The sequence below is a fragment of the Kitasatospora sp. NPDC004669 genome, from assembly GCF_040609455.1.
Lineage (GTDB): Bacteria > Actinomycetota > Actinomycetes > Streptomycetales > Streptomycetaceae > Kitasatospora.
Genome location: NZ_JBEXKB010000020.1, coordinates 77,309 through 96,653, shown reverse-complemented (window position 1 = coordinate 96,653; position 19,345 = coordinate 77,309). Strand labels below are relative to the sequence as shown.

At 71.9% G+C, this 19,345-nt stretch carries 18 protein-coding genes; 10 read left to right on the top strand and 8 right to left on the bottom strand.

From position 1 onward, the window contains the following. Position 1: 1 nt before the first annotated feature. The 7 genes from ABZW30_RS19160 to ABZW30_RS19130 all read left to right on the top strand — a co-directional run bounded on the left by ABZW30_RS19160 (position 2) and on the right by ABZW30_RS19130 (position 6,817). Positions 2 to 217 (top strand): MbtH family protein, encoded by a 216-nt coding sequence (locus tag ABZW30_RS19160; RefSeq protein WP_355672296.1) that lies wholly within the window; start codon positions 2 to 4, stop codon positions 215 to 217. Positions 218 to 227: 10 nt separating this feature from the next. Beyond that, the gene (locus tag ABZW30_RS19155) at positions 228 to 1,487 is read left to right on the top strand and encodes a cytochrome P450 (RefSeq protein WP_355672295.1); all 1,260 of its coding nucleotides are present in this window, start codon (positions 228 to 230) and stop codon (positions 1,485 to 1,487) included. Positions 1,488 to 1,517: 30 nt separating this feature from the next. Beyond that, entirely contained in the window at positions 1,518 to 2,267 is a 750-nt protein-coding gene (locus ABZW30_RS19150) for an SRPBCC family protein (protein WP_355672294.1), read from the top strand. Positions 2,268 to 2,275: 8 nt separating this feature from the next. Further along, positions 2,276 to 2,488 (top strand): hypothetical protein, encoded by a 213-nt coding sequence (locus tag ABZW30_RS19145; protein ID WP_355672293.1) that lies wholly within the window; start codon positions 2,276 to 2,278, stop codon positions 2,486 to 2,488. A gap of 267 nt (positions 2,489 to 2,755) precedes the next feature. Further along, positions 2,756 to 3,208: a cupredoxin family copper-binding protein gene (locus ABZW30_RS19140; protein ID WP_355672292.1), complete on the top strand. Its 453-nt coding sequence runs from the start codon at positions 2,756 to 2,758 to the stop codon at positions 3,206 to 3,208. Positions 3,209 to 3,686: 478 nt separating this feature from the next. After that, a complete protein-coding gene (locus ABZW30_RS19135; RefSeq protein WP_355672291.1) occupies positions 3,687 to 5,363 on the top strand; it encodes an FAD-dependent oxidoreductase in 1,677 nt (558 codons plus the stop codon). Beyond that, complete coding sequence (locus tag ABZW30_RS19130) at positions 5,360 to 6,817, top strand: ATP-binding protein (protein WP_355672290.1); 1,458 nt, start codon at positions 5,360 to 5,362, stop codon at positions 6,815 to 6,817. Before ABZW30_RS19135 ends, ABZW30_RS19130 begins: the two co-directional genes overlap by 4 nt. Positions 6,818 to 7,011: 194 nt before the next feature. Here the strand turns inward: ABZW30_RS19130 and ABZW30_RS19125 are convergent, their stop codons facing one another. The 3 genes from ABZW30_RS19125 to ABZW30_RS19115 all read right to left on the bottom strand — a co-directional run bounded on the left by ABZW30_RS19125 (position 7,012) and on the right by ABZW30_RS19115 (position 10,060). Continuing rightward, on the bottom strand, positions 7,012 to 7,407 hold the full coding sequence (locus ABZW30_RS19125; RefSeq protein WP_355672289.1) for a plastocyanin/azurin family copper-binding protein: 396 nt from the start codon (positions 7,405 to 7,407) through the stop codon (positions 7,012 to 7,014). A 522-nt stretch (positions 7,408 to 7,929) separates the two neighbouring features. Next, positions 7,930 to 9,357, bottom strand: a complete 1,428-nt coding sequence (locus tag ABZW30_RS19120; protein WP_355672288.1) for an ATP-binding protein — start codon at positions 9,355 to 9,357, stop codon at positions 7,930 to 7,932. A gap of 1 nt (position 9,358) precedes the next feature. Beyond that, positions 9,359 to 10,060 carry a response regulator transcription factor gene (locus ABZW30_RS19115; protein WP_355672287.1) on the bottom strand — a complete coding sequence of 234 codons (702 nt, stop codon included), beginning with the start codon at positions 10,058 to 10,060 and terminating at the stop codon, positions 9,359 to 9,361. 204 nt (positions 10,061 to 10,264) lie between these two features. Here ABZW30_RS19115 and ABZW30_RS19110 point away from each other — a divergent pair, with 204 nt between their 5' ends. From ABZW30_RS19110 to ABZW30_RS19100, 3 genes are all read left to right on the top strand, one after another. Continuing rightward, positions 10,265 to 11,464, top strand: coding sequence for a cytochrome P450 (locus ABZW30_RS19110; RefSeq protein ID WP_355672286.1), 1,200 nt, complete (start codon positions 10,265 to 10,267; stop codon positions 11,462 to 11,464). A 67-nt stretch (positions 11,465 to 11,531) separates the two neighbouring features. Further along, on the top strand, positions 11,532 to 11,726 hold the full coding sequence (locus ABZW30_RS19105) for a ferredoxin (protein WP_355672285.1): 195 nt from the start codon (positions 11,532 to 11,534) through the stop codon (positions 11,724 to 11,726). Between the two features lie 26 nt (positions 11,727 to 11,752). After that, on the top strand, positions 11,753 to 12,907 hold the full coding sequence (locus ABZW30_RS19100; RefSeq protein ID WP_355672284.1) for an FAD-dependent oxidoreductase: 1,155 nt from the start codon (positions 11,753 to 11,755) through the stop codon (positions 12,905 to 12,907). A gap of 288 nt (positions 12,908 to 13,195) precedes the next feature. On the opposite strand, the gene ABZW30_RS19095 is transcribed toward ABZW30_RS19100, so the two are convergent. The 5 genes from ABZW30_RS19095 to ABZW30_RS19075 form a co-directional block, all read right to left on the bottom strand. Continuing rightward, a complete protein-coding gene (locus tag ABZW30_RS19095) occupies positions 13,196 to 13,909 on the bottom strand; it encodes a hypothetical protein (RefSeq protein WP_355672283.1) in 714 nt (237 codons plus the stop codon). A 288-nt stretch (positions 13,910 to 14,197) separates the two neighbouring features. Continuing rightward, on the bottom strand, positions 14,198 to 14,824 hold the full coding sequence (locus tag ABZW30_RS19090; protein ID WP_355672282.1) for a response regulator transcription factor: 627 nt from the start codon (positions 14,822 to 14,824) through the stop codon (positions 14,198 to 14,200). Further along, the gene (locus ABZW30_RS19085; RefSeq protein ID WP_355672281.1) at positions 14,821 to 15,012 is read right to left on the bottom strand and encodes a hypothetical protein; all 192 of its coding nucleotides are present in this window, start codon (positions 15,010 to 15,012) and stop codon (positions 14,821 to 14,823) included. Before ABZW30_RS19085 ends, ABZW30_RS19090 begins: the two co-directional genes overlap by 4 nt. Positions 15,013 to 15,287: 275 nt before the next feature. Further along, complete coding sequence (locus ABZW30_RS19080; protein WP_355672280.1) at positions 15,288 to 18,134, bottom strand: AAA family ATPase; 2,847 nt, start codon at positions 18,132 to 18,134, stop codon at positions 15,288 to 15,290. 244 nt (positions 18,135 to 18,378) lie between these two features. Then, a complete protein-coding gene (locus ABZW30_RS19075; RefSeq protein ID WP_355672279.1) occupies positions 18,379 to 19,257 on the bottom strand; it encodes a hypothetical protein in 879 nt (292 codons plus the stop codon). Between the last annotated feature and the right edge of the window lie 88 nt (positions 19,258 to 19,345).

Below are 19,345 nucleotides of genomic sequence, written 5' to 3'. Positions count from 1 at the left end.
CATGACCAACCCCTTCGACGACCAGGACGGAACCTTCCTCGTGCTCGTCAACGACGAGAACCAGCACTCGCTCTGGCCGCAGTTCGCGGACGTCCCGGCCGGCTGGACCGTCGCCCACGGTCCCGACACCCACGCCGCCTGCCTGGAGCACGTCGAGCAGGCCTGGACCGACATGCGGCCCAAGAGCCTCGCCGACGCCATGGACGCCCAGCGGTAGCAGGGCCGACGTGACCTCCACCGACACCCTGGACGAGGCCCGCGACAGCGCGGGCCTCGCCCGGCCCGACGACCTCGCCGCGGCGCTGCGGACGCCCGAGTCCGGTCGGGACCCTTACCCGTTCTACGCCCGCATGCGGCGCGAGAGCCCGGTCCACCGCAACGCCCAGGGCATCTGGCACCTCACCCGGTACGCCGACGTCGAGGCGGCGCTGAGCGACCTGCGGCTGTCCAACGACCGGGACCGGATGACCCGCGCCTACGGCGCGCTCGGCGGCGACCTGAAGGCCTTCAGCCGACTCACCGACCGGCTCGGCAGGGTGATGACCAACACCGACCCGCCGGACCACGCCCGATTGCGCAAGCTGGCCAACCGGGCGTTCACCGCCCGGCGCGTCGAAGCCCTGCGCGACGGCATCCAGCGGATCGTCGACCGGCTCGTCGACGAGGCGGTCGCGGCGGGGCCGACCATGGACCTGATCGAGAAGGTCGCCTCCCCGCTGCCGCTGTCCGTCGTCTGCGAGCTCTTCGGCATCCCGCCCGGGGACCGTCCGCAGGTCGAGACCTGGTTCCGTCGCTTCGGCCGGATGAGCGAGGACATCGACAAGTCCGAGGCGGCGATCGAACAGTACGAGGAGTACCTCGCCCGGCTCGTCCGCCAACGCCGGGCCCACCCGGGCGACGACCTGATCAGCGCCCTGGTCGCGACCCAGGCCCAGGACGACCGGCTCACCGACTCCGAACTGCTGTCCACCTGCTTCGTCCTGATCACCGCAGGCGATGAGACCACCACCCATCTGGTCGGCAACGGCACGCTCGCCCTGCTGCGCCACCCCGACCAGCTGGCCCGGCTGCGCGAGGACTCGGCGCTGATCCGCACCGCCGTCGAGGAACTGGCCCGCTACGACACGCCGACCCAGGCGATCGTCCGGGTCGTCGCCGAGGACGTCGCGATCGGCGGGCGGACGCTACGCGAGGGGGACCTCGTGTACCTGTTCCTCGCCGCGGCCAACCGTGACCCCGAGCGCTTCGAGGACCCGGACCGGCTCGACCTGACCCGCCCCGGCAACCGGCACCTGAGCTTCGGCAACGGCCCGCACTTCTGCCTCGGCGGCCCGCTGGCCAAGCTCCAGACCGAGGTGGCGATCGGCACGCTGGTCCGCCGGCTTCCGCAGCTGCGGCTGGCCGACGAAGCCGCCGGCGGGGCGGCCCTCGAATGGCGGCCCAACCCGCTGCAACGGCGCCTGTGCGCCCTCCCGCTGACCTACTGACACATGACCGATGACGAAGGAGAACTGACCATGGCCCGAGAGTTCGAGGTCCGCCGGGAGCAGGACCTGCCCGCCACACCCGAGCAGGTCTGGGACGCGGTCGCCACCGGCGCCGGCAACCTCGGCTGGCTGTACCCCATGGAGGTCGAGCCGCGCGTCGGCGGAAAGGCCACCCGGGGCGACGCCACCGTCGTGGCATGGGAGCCACCGCGCCACTTCGCGGTTCGGGCGACCCAGGACGGCGGGTTCTCCAACACGCTGACCTACCGGATCGAGCCGGCCGACGGCGGAACGAGCCACCTGCGCATGGGAATCCACTGGGTGCACACGGGCGTCGTCGACGACACCTGGAACTGGGACACCAAGTCGGACGCGGCCGAGAAGCACGTCGACTTCTACCAGCACGCCCTCGCCGAGTACCTCCGGCACTTCGCCGGCCGCCCCGCCGTCTACGCCAAGGCCCAGCGCCCCGAAACCACCACCGACCCGGCCGACTTCGCCGCCCTGCGCCGACGCCTCGGCCTCCCCGACGACGCGGCCGTCGGCGACCGGTTGCCACTCCTCGTCCCCGGCCCGGACGGCGGCCCGGAGGAGGTGGTCGTGGACTGGCTCAGCACCGACTTCATCGGCCTGCGCGGCCCCGACACGCTGTACCGGTTCTTCAACGGCAGCTCCTGGAACTGGCCGATCTGGCTCGGCCACCACCTGTTCGCCGAGAACGCCGACGAGGAGCAGGCCACCAAGGCGTGGACCGGCTGGCTGAACGACGCCCACGCCTAGGATCACCGATGGAAACCTCGATGGAGACCTCGATGGAAACACTGCTCTACGCCGCCGAACTCGTCGAGGAGAACGGCACCTTCACGCTCGTCATCCAGGACGTGAGGCGGGGCACCGTCCAGACCACCCCGGTCCCCAAAACCATGGTCGACAAGCTCCCGACCTTCCTCTCGGCGCTCAGTGCCAAGCTCAACCCGGTGCCGTCGCACGACCGTTGGTAGTCCCTTCCGGCTGAAGCGCGGCCGGTGCCGTCCGGCACAGCGGTTCCCGGACGGCACCGGCCTCGTATCGAATGCGGGGCTTTCGAGGGTGCCCGCCGGCCCGGGCGGTGGTTGGTTCTCATGTGCCGGACACGTACCGGGGCGAGGCCGGGCGTGGCACCTGAGGCAACGGTCCTGAGCGGCCAACCTGCTGAGATGCCCATCCGGTGGCGCGGGGGATACGCTGAGAGAGCCCTGCGTCAAGCCAACACATGTCGGGTGGGCATCATGACTGAGATATCACGCAGGAATACCAAGAGCAACGACAATGCGCGCCGTCGGATCGCGAGACCCCTGGTGGCCGCCGCGGTCGCCGCGGGACTCGGCGCGCTCGGCGCAGGGGGCGCGGTGGCCGCACAATCGCACGGTGTCGCCGCGTCCGCGGTGTCGCAGACGGTCCCGACGGCCGTGCCCAAGGCCCCGGCCGCCGGAGCACAGCAAGTCACCATAGCGAACTACGCGTTCGCGCCCAGCACACTCACGGTCAGCACGGGCACCACTGTCACCTGGACCAACAGCGACACCGACGCGCACACGGTGACCAGCAGCGGTTCCGGCCCGCTCGCCTCCGGGACGCTGAACCAGGGCGCCTCGTACAGCTACACCTTCACCACGCCCGGGACGTACGCGTACATCTGCTCGATCCACCCCTTTATGCACGGCACGGTCGTGGTGCAGTAGATCGTGGCGAAGGATGCCGGCTGAGTGGAATGCCGTGCGCCGAGGCTACCTCTTGACCCTGCTCGACTGTCCGTTACCGCCTGCTGGGAACGTGGGCCGGTAACGGACAGTTCGTCGGGCGGGTGTGTCGGCGATGGCCGGTCGGTGCCGGGGGTGGTCAGACGGCCTTCCGGCGTCCCGCTCCGAGAAGGATTCCGCTGCCGGCGGCCCGGCTTCCCGTCCGCGGGCGCCTGGATCCGACCGGACAGCCGGCTTGGGCGCAGCTCACCAGGGCGGGCAACGGCCGGCACGCTCGTCCGAGTGCGAAGTACTATCCTCGGGAATACCCCTGAGACGAACCACAGGCCACGTCGTCCCGGGGCGTCCGCCCAGGCGAACCAGCCGCCTGCCCCGTGATGCTGCGAGGACGGGCCGTCGCGCGTCACGACGAGCAGACTGGAAGGGCCCCCAGCCCTGCGACAATCCCGGGTGGTGAACCATGGCAGAGGCCACCGGCGCGGCGCGGACCGTGATCTTGACCGTGGACGACGATCCCGCCGTGTCACGTGCTGTGGCCCGGGACCTCCGCCGCCGTTACGGGGACCGGTACCGGGTGGTCCGCGCCGAGTCCGGCGCGTCGGCGCTGGAGGCGCTGCGCGAGCTGAAGCTGCGGGGCGCGCCGGTGGCGGTGATCCTGGCCGACTACCGGATGCCGCAGATGAACGGCATCGAGTTCCTGGAGACGGCGCTCGATCTGTACCCGGGGGCCAGACGGGTGCTGCTCACCGCCTACGCCGACACCAATGCCGCCATCGACGCCATCAACGTCGTCGACCTCGACCACTACCTGCTCAAGCCGTGGGAGCCGCCGGAGGAGAAGCTCTACCCGGTGGTGGACGACCTCCTGGAGACGTGGCTGGCCACCGACGGTCGCGTCGTGAACACCACCAAGGTCGTCGGCCACCGCTGGTCGGCGCGCTCCTCGCAGATCCGGGAGTTCCTCGCCCGCAACCAGGTGCCGTACCGGTGGTACTCCAGCGAGGAGCCGGAGGGCAGGCGGCTGCTGGCCGCCGCGGGGCAGGACGGGCGGCAGCTGCCGTTGGTGGTGACCCCGGACGGCACCGGGCTGGTCGAGCCCACGGAACGGGACCTGGCTGCCCACGTGGGGCTGTCGACGACACCCGCGGCCGACTTCTACGACCTGGTCATCGTCGGCGGCGGACCCGCCGGCCTCGGCGCGGCCGTCTACGGAGCCTCGGAGGGGCTACGCACCGTCCTCGTGGAACGCGAGGCGACCGGCGGCCAGGCCGGCCAGAGCTCCCGCATCGAGAACTACCTGGGCTTCCCCGACGGAGTCTCCGGCGCACAGCTCACCGACCGGGCACGCCGCCAGGCCACCAAGTTCGGGGCGGAGCTGCTCACGGCGTGCAGGGTGACCGGCCTGGAGGTGACCGGGTCCGCCCGCACGCTGCGCTTCGCCGATGGCTCCGCCGTCTCCGCCCAGGCCGTGATCCTCGCGACGGGTGTGTCGTACCGGCAGCTGGACGTGCCGGGCGTGGCCGAGTTGACCGGGCGCGGGGTCTACTACGGCTCGGCGCTGACCGAGGCGGCCGCTTGCCGGGGACAGGACGTGTACATCGTCGGTGGGGCGAACTCCGCCGGCCAGGCCGCGATGTTCCTCGCCCGCACCGCCCGGCGGGTCACGCTGCTGGTGCGGGCGCCGCAGCTGGCCGCCTCCATGTCGTACTACCTGCTCCAGCGGGTCCAGGAGGCCCCCGCCATCACGGTGCGCACGGACACGGTCGTGGAGGCCGCGCACGGCAAGGACCACCTGGAAGGGCTGACCCTGCGCAACAAGGCGACCGGGCGGACCGAGACCGTCGACGCCCAGTGGATGTACGTCTTCATCGGCGCCGCCCCGCTGACCGACTGGCTGGAGGGCACCGTGCTCAGGGACTCGCACGGTTTCGTGCTGACCGGGCCCGACCTGAGCGCCGACGGGGGCCCGCCCGCCGGATGGACGCTGGACCGGCCGCCCTACCATCTGGAGACCAGCGTGCCGGGGGTGTTCGCGGCCGGAGACGTGCGCGCGGAGTCCGCCAAACGGGTTGCCTCGGCCGTCGGCGAGGGCGCCATGGCCGTCATGCTCGCACACCGCTACCTGGAGCAGTCATGACCACCCGCCCGGCCAAGTGTGAGGAGCAGGAGCTGCGGACGCTGTTCCTGTTCGAGAAGCTGCCCCCCGACCAAGTCGCCCGACTGTGCCGGGACGGCCATGTGGAGTGGTTCGACCCGGGCCCGGTGTACCGGGAGGGCGATCCGGCCGAGAGCTTCTACGTGCTCTTCCGGGGCACCGTGGTGCTCTCGCGTCGTGTGGGGGGCCAGGAGGTGGACATCAGCCGCACGTCCGCGCCCGGGGTGTACGCCGGGGCCTTCCAGGCCTACCTCGGCGACCAGGTGCCGCAGGTGTACAACAACTCGCTGCGGGTGACCGAACGGTCGAGGTTCTTCGTCCTGCCCGCGGAAGCCTTCGCGCGGATGATGCACGAATGGTTTCCGATGGCCGTCCACCTGCTGGAGGGCCTGTTCTTCGGGTTCAAGAACGCCCAGGAGGCGATCGGCCAGAGGGAACGGCTGCTTGCCCTCGGCTCCGTGACCGCCGGACTCACGCACGAGCTCAACAACCCGGCTGCCGCCGCCATGCGCGCCACCTCCGCGCTGCGGGAGCGCATCGCCCGGGTGCGCCGCGACTTCGGCGAGCTCGTGGCCGAGCCACACCGAGGCGAAGACCTGGCCCACCTGAACGAGCTTCAGGACATGGCCGTCAGCCGGGTGCGGCACGCCCCGTCCCTCAGCCCGCTGCAGGCCGCGGACTTCGAGGACGAGGTCGAGGACTGGTTGGAGGCGCACGACGTCGCCGACGGCAGGCAGCTGGCCGCGGTCCTCGTCCAGGCGAGCCTGGGCACCGACTGGTTGGACGACATCGCGGGCGCGGTCCCCGAACACCTGTTGGGCAGCGCACTGAACTGGCTGGGCTGCACGGTCGAGGCCGACCTGCTGCTGGGTGAGATCGAGGACGCCATCCGTCGCATCTCCGCGCTCGTCGGCGCGGCGAAACAGTACACGCAGCTGGACCGGGCCCCCTACCAGAACGCGGATGTGCACGAGCTGCTGGACAGCACGTTGCTGCTGCTCGCCGCGAAGCTCGGCCCGGACATCACCGTCGTGCGCGACTACGACCGCACGTTGCCCGGCATCCCCGGTTACCCCGCTGAGCTGAACCAGGTCTGGACGAACCTGATCGACAACGCCGCCTCGGCCATGCGCGGCGACGGAGCCGGGGGCGGCACGCTCACGGTGCGCACCGCACGGGACGGGGATCGGGTGCTGGTCGAGTTCCGCGATACCGGCCCGGGTGTGCCCGCCGACGTCCAGAGCCGGGTCTTCGACCCGTTCTTCACCACCAAACCCGTCGGCGAAGGCACCGGACTGGGCCTGGACATCTCCTGGCGCATCATCGTCAACCGGCACCACGGCGACCTACGGCTCGAGTCCGTCCCCGGCGACACCCGCTTCCAGGTCCGACTCCCGATCAACCCCGCACAGTCCGACGTCCCGCAGGAGCGGTGATCCGCAGCTTCGAACCGGGCGAGAGCTGGTGGGGTGACCGAGGGTTGTCTGCCGGCCTGGTCGACAAGGGGCCTCCCGGGGGCGGTGCGAGCCGTTCGGGAGGCCCTGCCTTCATGCCCTGCCCGGCGGAGAATCATCCGAGCGGAAACCTTCGTTCGATCGCCAGGCCGAATTCCTGGTTGAACAACGGGTTATCACCTCACTATGACCTTGGCGAGCATGACGGAGGAGTGGAAGCAGCAGTAGTAGCTGTAGGTCCCGGGCGAGTTGAACCGGAAGCTGTAGGACTCTCCCGGGCTCAACGGCCCCGAGTGCAGCGGACCACGACCGTCGCTCTTCACCGAGTGCAGAACCGCGCCGTCGTTGGTCCAGGTAACCGTGGTGCCCTGGCTGACGGTCAGCGTCGACGGGGAGAAGGCGAAGTCGACGATGCCCACCTGCACGGCGGAAGGTGCGTTCGGGGTGTTGAAGGAGACGGTGGACACCACCGCGGCCGCTGCCGGGGGCGCCTGCTGACCGGCTGCCTGGGCGGAGTCACTCCCGTACCCCGCGCCGAGCATGGAAACGGCCCCCGCGGTGGCGGCAGCCACCAGTAATGTGGTGATGCGGCGTCTGCGCGCTTTCCTCGGTGTGCCTGTATCTGAGTGAAGAGTCATGATGTCGACCCATTCCTTACGCGCGGATCCTCGTGCGACCCGGCAGATGCGGGTCGCGCATCCGGATATCGCCCAGCGTACTCCTTGTTTTGATTGATATGGGACCGTTTGTCGCGATCCTGAGTGAGGTCGCTCAGGGATCGCGACAGCGGTGTACCGCGGGTATTCTGCTCATTTCGGAACGGCCTGGCCGCCGCCCGGTCCGGCCTGGTGGAGCGACCGCCCGCCCGCGCGCGACAACCCGTGTCACGTGCCCGGGACCGATGGTTCCGTGACTTTCCGTTACGAAACCCGCGTTCCAGGGAGGGCGCCGGAGCGGGCGCACCGGCACGGCAGGAGCTGACACAGGGTGGTGGCGGTGCCGTGTGACCGGGGCGGGTACCGATCGGCGCAGCCCGCCGACCACCAGCCGGCCGGGCCGAGGAGGCTCTCGGCTGACCGGTCGTTGCGGGCGGCTCACCGCGCAGCGGGCAGGGTCACGGTGAAGGTGGTGCCCTGCCCTGGTGCCGTGCGCACCGAGACGGTACCGCCGTGCGCTTCGGCGATCGACTTGACGATGCCGAGGCCGAGTCCGGCGCCGCCGGGACCGCGGGCTTCGTCGCCACGATAGAAGCGCTCGAACACGCGGCTCGCGGTCTCGCGGTCCATGCCGGGACCTTCGTCGGCGACCGCCAGCTCGATGGCGCCGTCGGGGAGCGAACGCGCCGTCACGGCTGCCGGCGTTCCCGAAGGGGTGTGTCGCAGCACGTTGTTCAGCAGGTTGCGCAGCACCTGCCTCAGCCGTTCCTCGTCGCCGCAGGCCGTGATCCGGCCCTGGACGTCCACGGCGATCGGCCGGTCGGGGGCCAGGAGGCGGGTGTCGGCGACGGCGTCCGTGATCAGGCGGCCCAGATCGAACGGAGATCTCGCGAGGGGGCGGCCCTGGTCGAGCCTGGCGAGCAGCAGCAGTTCCTCCACCATGGCGTGCATCCGAGCGGCCTCGCTCTCGATCCGCAGCATGGCTCGTTCGAGCAGCACGGGGTCGCGGGTCAGTCCGTGCAGGTGCAGCTGGGCCCATCCGCTGATCGAGGTCAGCGGGGTGCGCAGTTCGTGCGAGGCATCGGCCACGAACTGCCGGAGCCGTTCCTCGTAGCGCTGCCGCTCGTCGAACGCCCGGTTGAGGGCGGTGCCGACCTCGCCGAGCTCGGAGTCGGGCCGCGCGACCTGGATACGCTGGCCGGGATCACCGTCGGCGATCGCGGTGGCGGTCGCGGCCATGTCCCGCAGCGGGTGCAGGCTCACCCGCAGCACGCCGCGGCTGAGGAGGGCGATTCCCATCAGCACGGCGAGGGTCGCGATCGCATCGGCGCCGATCAGCCAGTACACGATGTCCTCGCTGGGGCCGAGGCTCGTGGCCGCCACGACGGTGCTGAACGTCGCGGGGGGTGTGCCGGGTGCCGTCCGGACCTCGGCCGGTGCACCGGCAGGGAAACTCAGGGTGCGGTACCTGACCGTGGGTGCGCCACGGCCCGAGACCGTGACGGCGTGCCGGGCGAACCCGGCGGGGACCGGCGCGGGCAGGTCGGGCCGCGGTATGGGGCGGCCGTCGAGGCCTCCGGCCGCCGTCTGTGCGACCACTGCGCCGTTTTGGTCGAGCAGCGCGAGGTAGGCGCCGCCGGGCAGCAGCGAGTCGAGGTCGGTCGCGCTGACCGGGGTGGTCCGGCTCGTGAGGTTCTGCTGGACCGCGGTACGGGCCTGGCCGAGCTGGGCGTCCGCGGCCTCTATGAGGTACAGGCGCAGGCCTATCAGCGAAGCGGCGTTGACGGCGACCATGCCCAGGGCCGCGAGCAGGATGACCCCCGCGATCAGCCGCGCCCGCAGTGAGCCGCGCCATGCCCGGGCCACGTCAGTCGCCTTCGGGCAGCCGAAGGCTGTAGCCGAAGCCGCGCACCGTGTGGATCAAGGCCGGCGGTTGGACGTCCACCTTCGCCCGGAGCCGGGACACGAGTTTCTCGACGACACCCTCGCTGAAACGGTGCTGCCAGACGTGGTGCGTGATCTGGTCCTTCGACACCACGTGGTCGGCGTTGACCAGCAGGTACCGCAGGAGCCGGTACTCGGTCGGCGACAGGCCGACCAGGCGGCCTCCGCGGTGGACCCGCCGGCTGCGCTCGTCCATGGTCAGATCGGCGAAGCGAAGGACGGTAGCGGGCCCCGCCGTCGTACCGGCTCTGCGCAGCAGGGCGTGCACCCGGGCGAGCAGTTCGGGAACGCTGAACGGCTTGGTGAGGTAGTCGTCGGCACCCATGGCGAGGCCCGCCACCCGGTCCTCGACCGAGTCCCGTGCCGTGAGGAACAGCACGGGCAGCTGTGCCCCGCTCTCGATGAGCCTCCGGCAGACGGCGAAGCCGTCCAGGTCGGGCAGCATCACGTCCAGCACGAGCAGGTCCACCGGCGCCGCCCGGTAGGCCCGCAGGGCGGCGGCGCCGCTGTCCGCCGTCACGACCCGGTACCCGGCAAGGCCCAGGGTGGTCTCCAGCAGCTCCGAGAGCATCGGGTCGTCGTCCACCACCAGCAGCCGCTGCCCGGCCCCTCGGAGCAGTGGCAAACCGTGTGCCGACGAATCGGAGTGCATAGCGGGTACCCATCACAAGATCGCGTTGTCCACGGCGACAACGCGCCGCGGCGCTCCCGGGTTCCACGCGCCCGGATCGCCCGCTGTCAGGCAACGGTCAGGTTGTCGACCGGGCGAGGTCAGCGGCATCGGGTTGGCTCGAAGCACGGGGGACGTCGAGGAGGAAAGGACTCACTCATGACCGGAACCGAGCCCATCAGCGGGACGCAGCCCCTGGCGCGGAGCTGCCCCTTCGACCCACCGCCGGAGTACCGGACGTTGCGGGAGCAGGACCCGATCGCGGAGGTGACGCTGCCCGACGGCCTCCCCGGAGTGCTGGTCACCCGGTACGCGGACATCCGGACCGTGCTGGCCGACCCGCGGTTCAGCTCGCAGCGCCGGACGGTACGGATCGGCGCAGCCGAGCCGCTGGACGCACCGGTGCCGCCACCCGCCCCGGGAATGTTCATCATGATGGACGCGCCGGAGCACACCCGGTTCCGGCGGCTGCTCACCGGCCAGTTCACCGTGCGCCGGATGCAGCAGCTGGCCCCGGCGGTGGAACGGATCGTGGCCGCGCAGCTGGACGCGATGGCGGTTGCCACGGGCCCGGTCGACCTGGTCGAGGCGTTCGCGCTGCCGATCCCCTCGCTGGTGATCTGCGAGCTGCTCGGTGTGCCCTACGCCGACCGGGAGGAGTTCCAGCGGGGTTCGGCCATGATGCTCAAGGTCGACGGCGACCCGGAGGAGTCCCGGCGGGCGCAGTTGGAGATGCGGGAGTTCATGCACCGCCTGGTGCTCGCCAAGCGGGCCGAGCCCGGCGACGACATCCTGAGCGGTCTGGTGCGTTCCGGTGAGCTCTCGGACGAGGAACTGGTCGGCGTCGGCGTGCTGTTGCTGGTCGCCGGGCACGAGACGACCGCCAACATGATCGCGCTGGGCACCATGTGCCTGCTGCGCAACCCCGAACAGGTGGCGGCGCTGCGGGCCGACCCGTCGTTGCTGGACGGTGCCGTCGAGGAGTTGCTGCGCTACCTCAGCGTCATTCAGTTCGGTATCCGCCGCACCGCACGGGAGGATCTGGAACTGAACGGCCACCGGATCAAGGCCGGCACGACGGTGGTGGCCGCCATCCCGTCCGGGAACCGTGATGCGGAGCAGTTCCCCGACGGCGCCGACGAGTTGAACGTCGAACGCCCGTACAGCCCGCATGTGGCGTTCGGCCACGGAATCCACCAGTGCCTCGGACAGCAGCTGGCCCGGGTCGAGATGAAGGCCGCACTCTCCGCCCTGTTCGACCGGTTCCCGACCCTGCGACTGGCAGTGCCCGTGGAGGAGGTGCCGATGCGCGACGGCATGGTCGTCTACGGCGTCCACGAGCTGCCCGTGACGTGGTAGGCGACACCACCACGGCGGTCGATCACCGCATCCCGAACCCGGCCACACCGACACGGAGCGAACACCGATGAAGATCACCGTAGAAGAGGACAGGTGCGTAGGAGCCGGCCAGTGCGTGCTCGCCGCGGCCGAGGTCTTCGACCAGCGCGAGGAGGACGGCATCGTGGTCCTGCTCGATGCCGACCCCTCGGATGAGCTGGCAGCCCGGGTGCGGGATGCCGCCATCCGCTGCCCCGCCATGGCCATCACGGTGGCCGAGTAGTGCCTGCCACGGATCGCATCGTCGTGGTGGGTGCTTCCGCCGCGGGGCTGACGGCGGCCGACACCCTGCGGCGCGAGGGCTTCACCGGCACACTGACCGTGGTCGGCGAGGAACCGCACCTGCCCTACGACCGACCACCGCTGTCCAAGCAGGTGCTGGCCGGCGACTGGCAACCGCACCGAACCACCCTGCGCCCGGCGGCCGACCTCCAACGGCTCCGGTTGGACCTGCGGCTGGGCTGCAGGGCGGTGGGCCTGGACCCGATCACCCGCACCGTCACCCTGGCCGATGGTGAGCGGCTCGGCTACGACGGTCTGATCATCGCCACCGGGCTGCGTGCACGCCGTCTGCCCTTCGGCCATGATCTGGCCGGCGTGCACGTGCTGCGCACCCTGGACGATGCGCTGGCCCTACGAGCGGAGCTACTGGCCGGGCCGAGGCTCGTGGTGATCGGTGCCGGATTCCTCGGAAGCGAGATCGCCGCCACCGCGCGCGGTCTCGGCCTCGATGTCGTGCTGGTCGATGTCGAACCCACCCCGCTTGCCAGGCAGGTCGGAACACGGGTGGGAGAGTTGGTGGCCGACCTGCACCGCGGACACGGTGTCCGCCTGCAGCTGCGCCGCCGTGTCGCCGGCTTGACCGGCGAGCGCGGCCGGGTCACCGCGGTGGTGCTCGACGACGGCACCCGCCTGCCGGCCGACGCGGTCGTCGTCGCCATCGGTTCGGTGCCCGCCACCGACTGGCTGGCCGGCTCCGGGATTCCGCTGGGCGACGGGGTGCTCTGCGACCACACCTGCCGAGTCGCGCCCGGCGTCTACGCGGCAGGGGACGTCGCCAACTGGCCGCACCCCACGGCAGGCGGCCGGGTCCGCCTCGAACAACGCACCAACGCCACCCAGCAGGCCGTCACCGCCGCCAAGAACCTTCTCGCCGGACCGGATGGCGCCACCCGCTTCACGCCGACCCCCTTCGGATGGACCGACCAGTACGACACCAAGATCCAGATCCATGGCTGGGCCCCCGCTGACTCCCAGGTCGAGGTGGTCGACGGTGACCCGCAGACGGGCGGATTCGTCGCCCTCTACCGCTCGGACGGCCGCGTGGTGGGTGCCCTCGGCTGGAACAGCCCACGCGCGCTGCTCCACCACCGCAGGCGGATCGCCGACCCCGACGCCGTCTGAGTGGACAGCGGCCGGGGAGAGTGGGCCGTGGCGGAGGCGAACACGCGCTGACCCGCGCACTCTCACGCAGTCGGGCCGCACTTTGCGAAGGCCGCTGATGTGGGTCGCCGATCTTCAGCTGCCCAGGGGTGACCGGGCCGGACGGCCCGGCCCCCCTCGCCAGGGGGGTCGGGCCGTCGCGGTGCTCGGCGGGTGGTCGGGAGGGCGGCGTCCGGCACGGACTCGGCCTTCCCGACCACGGCGGATCAGAACGGATTCGATTCCGCCTCGACTCCGGTGGACGGTGGGTCAGTCGAGCGAGTAGCCGAGGATGCCCTCGGCGATCTGGCCCTCGCAGTTGATGTCGTTGGAGTCGAAGTGGTCGCTGCCGACGATGCAGCGCCTCACCACGCGGCTCGCCACGCCGGCCGGCGGCGAGGTGTAGATGAAGCCGAGCGTGCTGACGAACTGCTGGCCCTCGCAGTTCGGGTCCGGTGAGGTGAAGGTGTCCACGCTGCCCCAGACATGGCACGTGTACAGCGGGGCGGTGCCGGCGACCTGGCTGCCGTACAGCCAGCCGAGGCTGCCCTCCAGGTAGTAGCCGCCGGGTGCGGACCCGGTCGTGCTCAGGTGTTCGGGGCCGTTGTACCGGTTGAGGTTGACCGTGCCGGGGGCCGGCTGAGAGGCGCACTGGACCTGTGCGGTGCCCTCCCAGGTGGTGCCCACCACCGGCCCCGATACGGCGGGCTCGGCGCCCTTCGCGGTCCGGGACGCGAGGAAGGGGGAGTCCGGCCAGGCCTGTGCGATGCCCAGCTGCAGGCACTGGGTGTTGGCGAATCCAGCGGCTCGGGCCTGCGCGAGGGCGTCGTTGAGTGCCGCCTGCTTGGCGCCGGCCGCCGTCGAACCGAAGCCGCTGCCCGTGTAGTTGGCCTGGGTCGGGGTCGCCGATGCGGGGATCGCGGCGGCCAGCAGCATGGTGCCGGCGGCTGCGGCGACGCCTAACGCCCGGGAGATCACCCTCATGGTATGGCCTTTCGTCGTTGGATCCGATGGGGTTGGCGCGGCGGCGGGTGTCTGGCTGCAGTCCCGCCGGGTCGGGCGGATCGCGGGTCTGACCGTTCCGCCGTGCATGCGTCTGCGCGCCAGGCGTCCGCCCGTGCGATGGGCACCGGAGCCGGGGTTCGAGTCCGGTTTGGCGCCGACAGCGAACCTAGCCGCGTCTCAGGTGCCGCCCGTAGCCCCCCGTACGGGGGGCTTGAGCGTGGTGGATCGGAGAGCGTTCACTGGGTCGGCACCGTCCGGATGACGACGTCAGAGCCCGTCGATCCCGTCCTCTCGTACCCGTGTCGCCAGGTCGATCTTGGTGTAGGCGGGCCGCCCCACCTGCTGGTACTTGGCCTTGACGCGGTCGAGGTAGTCCTTCGCCGTGTTCGGGGTGATGCCGGCCCGCCGCGCCGCGGATTTGAGGGTCATCCCCGAGGCGTAGTCGAGCAGGACCTGGAGTTCCTTGGGCGACAGCCGAGGCCTGTGCGCACTGTCGTCGTGCGCACGGGCGAAGGCCGTCTCGGGCGGGTGCAGGGTGCCGCCCGCGGCGATCTCCGCTATCGCGGCCACCAGGGTGTCCAGATCGTTGTCCTTGGTCAGGTAGCCGTCGGCGCCCGCGGCGATGGCGGCCACGATCCGCGAGCGGTCCGGCACCGTGCTGATGACCAGCACCCGGGTCCCGGCGGCGGACAGCCGGCGGATGTTCGCGGCGGGGAGTGAACCGTCCGCCAGGACAGGGTCGAGCAGGGTGACGTCCACCGCCGTCGTCGTAGCCAGGTGTTCGTCCACCGTGGCACTCGAGGCGACCAGCCGCACCGTCGGCACGTCGCGAAGCCAGGACCGCATCCCGTCGCGCAGCATCCGATCGTCGTCCACGACCGCGACGGTGATCATTCGGGCCACCGCAGCTCGACCCGGACGCCCTCGCCGGGTGCACTCTCGACACAGGCTCGGCCGCCGGCCTCGGCCGACCGCACCGCATCCTCCAGCGCCGCGCCGATCGCCAGGTGGCTCAACCGGTGGAGCGCGGTGGCCAGGACCGTGGACGAGCGCGCGCGTTGAAGACCCGAACCGACGTTCATCGCAACCCCCTCGTGCGAGAAGTGACTCCCCCTCGGAGGTGCGTCTCCGTTCGGTGGGAATGGTCGAGGAGGCTAGTGGCGCTGACATGTCAGCAGATCGGGGATTCCCGCAGGATCATTCGGCATCCGGTGGTGCGCGGGGACTACGGGGATCCACGATGGGCACAGCCCGCGTCCAGCCGCAGAATCGGCGGTGACGTGCCGGACACCACCTCCATCGACCGGGAGTTCTCACGCGGGATCGCGGCTCACCGAGCCGGCCCTCACGCCGCCGGTCAGTCGACCTCGTCGCGGGCGGGCCGCTCGTGCCGGACCGCATCCAGGGCCCGCGCCACCGCGCCCCGGCTGCTGATCCCCAACTTCCGGTAGACCAGCGTGAGATGGGACTCCACCGTGCGGACGCTGATGAACAGCCGTTGCGCGATGGCCTGGTTGGTCAGCCCCTGGGCCGCCAGGTCCGCGACTTCGTTCTCGCGCGGGGAGAGCAGCGGCTCCCCGAAGGGGTGCGGCCGGACCCGGCCGGCCTCCGTCCCGACGCCGCGGGCCTCCGGGGTGTGCCGGCCGGCGCGCCAGGGCTGCTCCGCCCTCGCCAGCAAGGCGTGCGCCCCGACCCTGCCGAACAGCCGCCTCGCCGCGCCGGTCGCGCTCTCGTAACCGGACCGGTCGCCGTGCTCGGCGGAGATCTCGGCGGCGACCAGTTGGGCCAGCCCCGCCCTGACCACGAAACCGGAGGCCGCCAGTCGGTCCGAGGCCCGGCGGGCCAGTCGGCTCGCCCGGTCCTGCTCCCCGCGGGCCCGCAGCAACCGGGCCGCGGCCAGCGAAACGACAGCGCCGGCCGCCGGCAGCCCGGCACTCCGGGCGGCCCGCCCCGCCAACTCGACATGCCGGGCGACCAGGGCCGTGTTCCCCTCGGCCGCGTGCACCGCGGCCATCAGGTCGTGGCCGTGGGCCGGCATCGGGTCGCGCCACCGACCGTCGCCGAGACTCAGCAGCCGGGTGGCCTCCGCCGCCGTCAGTGGATGCCCGCAGGCCACCGAGGCCTCCACGACGGCGTGCCGAACCACCGCGCGCCATACCGCCGTTGACGGTTCCGGCAGGCCGAGCAGCAACTCCAGCGCCGGCCCTGCGGCATCAGGTCCGCCCTGCCACACCACCGCCCGCAGCCGGAGCGCCGCCGCGATCGCCAGCGTCTCGGTCGCACCCAGCTCCCGCGCCAGGTCCAGCGCCTCCTCCGCGGCGGTACGCGCTTCGTCCAGCGGGCCCGACATCAGCAGCAGCGCCGCCTGCACCGCGCGCAGCTGCGGGAGCACGTAGTGGTGCTGATGGCGCTCCGCCAGCGCGATGCCCCGCTCGATGCGTTCGGCGGTCCGCTGCCTTCGCTCCAACAGCACTCCCGCCCAGCCGAGTTCCGGAAGGGTGGCGAGCGCACGGAGCCGTCCGCGCTCGTCCAGCGAGTCGGCGAGCCGTTCCGCCGCGTCCAGGGCCCGACGGGCGGTCGGCACCGCCCCCTGGCCGATCGCGGCGAGGCTGGTCAGGCTGTGCGCGGTCACGCGCACACCGTCCGAGCCGTCGACGCGGACCGCGGCCTCCACCCGGCGCAGGCACCGCTCCGTCCGGCCGTTCATCAGATCCAGTCTGGCCACCTGGAGTTCGTCGTCGGCCCGGACCCCGGACCGTCCCAGGAGGCCGTACACCCGGTCCGTCCGGCCGCGTAACCGCTCCGCGAGGGCGACCGGCCCGACGGCCTGCGCCCAGCCCGCGGCCGACGGGGACAGCAGTGGGCGCAGCACCTCGGCGGCTTCGTCCAGCCGGCCGGTGAGGGTGAGTGCGCGGCCCAGTAGCGCCGTGGTCTCGGCGCGCAGCCCGGCGTGTTCGGGCCGATCGGGGAGTGCGTGCAGGACGGCGCGCAGCCAGCGGGCGCTGGTCGCGGGCTCGGGTTCGAGCATGGAACGGGCGGCCGCGGCGAGCCTCGCCAGGTCCTCCGGGCCCGCAGCCGGCGCCGCGTACTCGGCCTGAGCGGCCCACACCTCGGGCGGTACCCCGCACCGGTCGAGGTGGTCGGCGGCGCGCCGGTGGGCCTCGGAGCGCCAGACCGGGCCGGCCAGCCGGTACACGGCGGCGGCCGGCAAGGGCTGGGCGAACCGGTACCGGCTGCCGGTCGAGACGACGCAGCCGTGCCCGGCCAGCTCGTCGAGCGCGCCGCCGACCGCCCGGGCGGGCAGGCCGGCCACGGCCGCCACCAACGCCAGGTCGAACTCATGGCCGGCCACGGCCGCGGCCCGCAGCACCTCGCGGGCACGCTCCGACAGCGTGGCCAGTTCCCCGCGCAGCTCCGGTTCCGGTTGCCAGCCGCCTGCGGGCCGGTCCTCCGTCCGCCGGCCGTCCACGCACGGGTCGCTCGGACGGGCGAGGCCGCGCGGATCTCCCGAGGCCAGCTCGGCCACTAGGTCGGGCGGCAGATCCGCGAGTGCGCGCAGGTATCGGGGGTTGCCGCCGCTCGCCTCGGCCAGTAATCGCCGGCGCTCCGGTGCCGCCCCCGGCACCAGTCGGGAGAGGTCGGGGAAGTCCAGGGGGCCGAGCTCGATCCACAGCGCGCCGGCGTCGGCGAGCGTCCGGGCCAGCCAGGGCGGACAGCCGCCGCCGCGACAGGCCAGGGCGACGGTGAACCGCCCGGCCGGCGGGCTCGCGACCAGCCGGTCGAGCAGCAGCAGCGACTCCCGGTCGGCCCACTGCAGGTCGTCCAGGAGAAGGACGAGCGAGGATCCGGCGAGCGTCTCGCGCAGCCGCCGATGGCGCCGGTGTCCGGGTGCCGCCTCCTCGCCCTCCACCTCGTCGGCGAACCGTTCGAGGAGGTTCCGGGCTCCGGTGGCCCAGAGCGCGTCCAGCAGTAGCCCGTACGGCGCCGACCGGCCGCCCGGCGTGGCCCGCGCCTGCCCCAGCGGCCGTCCCAGCACGGCAGCCGAGCGCCGCAACTCGGCCAGCAGCCGTGTCTTGCCGATCCCGGGCGGCCCCTCCACCACCGCGACCGCCGTTGGCCGATCGTCGGCCTCCACCAGCCCGACCAGTCGGCGCAGTTCGTGGTCGCGCCCGGCCAGCACGTCATCGTCCCAAGAAGTCCGCACGAGCTGGCATGAAACCACGCCCGGCACGAATCGCACAGAGATCGCACACGGAAACCTCACACCCGCGGTCGGTAGGGGAGACGGATGCGGCCGTTGACCCGTCCGTCAGGCGCCAGAGGCGCGTTGGCAGACGATCAGGACGAGGATCCGCCCGATGGCGGACCCGACGGCGCGGGGCCGGCCATGGACGCCGCCCGACGCCGGTCCGGGCGCAGGCCCGGGTACCGCCCCCGGTGACGGCTCCTCAGCAGGGTTTGGGGTAGTACGGCCCGGGGGAGCCCCCGTGCGGAGCGCAGTCGCCCAGGCATTTGGCGGCCTCGGCCAGCACCTCGTCCACCGTGTGGTCCTGGAGCTGCTTGCACTTGTCCTGACGCCCCTGGTCCTTGCACACCCGTTTGGCCTGCCACCCTGACAGGGTGGCCACCGCCTCCCACCCCTTGAGGACGTACAGCAGCGTCCGGCACAGGCAGTCGACGTACTCCTGGACGTTCGGGAACCCGTTCCACACGCCCTTCACCTGCCGGTCGAGGACCAGCAGCCGCACGTACAGCTCCAACGGGTTCCGGCTCGGGTCGGCCGCGTCCGCGGCGAGCTTCGTCGCGTCCGCCTTGAGCTTGGCGGCGCGCGCCGGCAGTGCCGTCTGTTCCGCCAGCAGGTCGTCCTGGAAGAACTTCGAGGCCAGGTCGACCTCGCTCTGGTAGTGCGCGATCAGGCCCGCGAGCTTGGCGGCCGGGTCGTCCTCGTGGCCCTCGGTGGTGAAGTCGCAGGGGAACTCGCGGCAGCCGGGCTCCCCGACGCACTGCTCGATCCGGGCGCAGACCTTCTGCTCCGAGCGTTCGGCGCAGTCGCGCTGCTCCTCGTCGAGCCGGCAGCGCAGCGCCTCGCGGATCGCCTTCAGCTGCTCCTCCGCCGCCTTGACGTCGCCCGCGGCCGTGCCGCGCGCGGTGCCGTAGTCCTGCTTCGCGGTGGAGAACCTGGCCTTGAAGGGGTCCAGGGTCTGGAGGCTCTTGTCGATGACATCGGCCCGCGTCTTGATGCCCGCCGCCTTGCAGTGGAGCTCGTCGATGGCGTCCGCGTCGCAGCAGCCGGAGTGTCCGGGAGGGTGCGTGGTCTCGTGGCTCATGCGCTTTCTCCGGGGTGAGGGGACGCTCCTGGGTGCGGGAGCGGAGGCCCGCCGATTGTGCGCCGACCACTGTCACCGCACCGTCGCC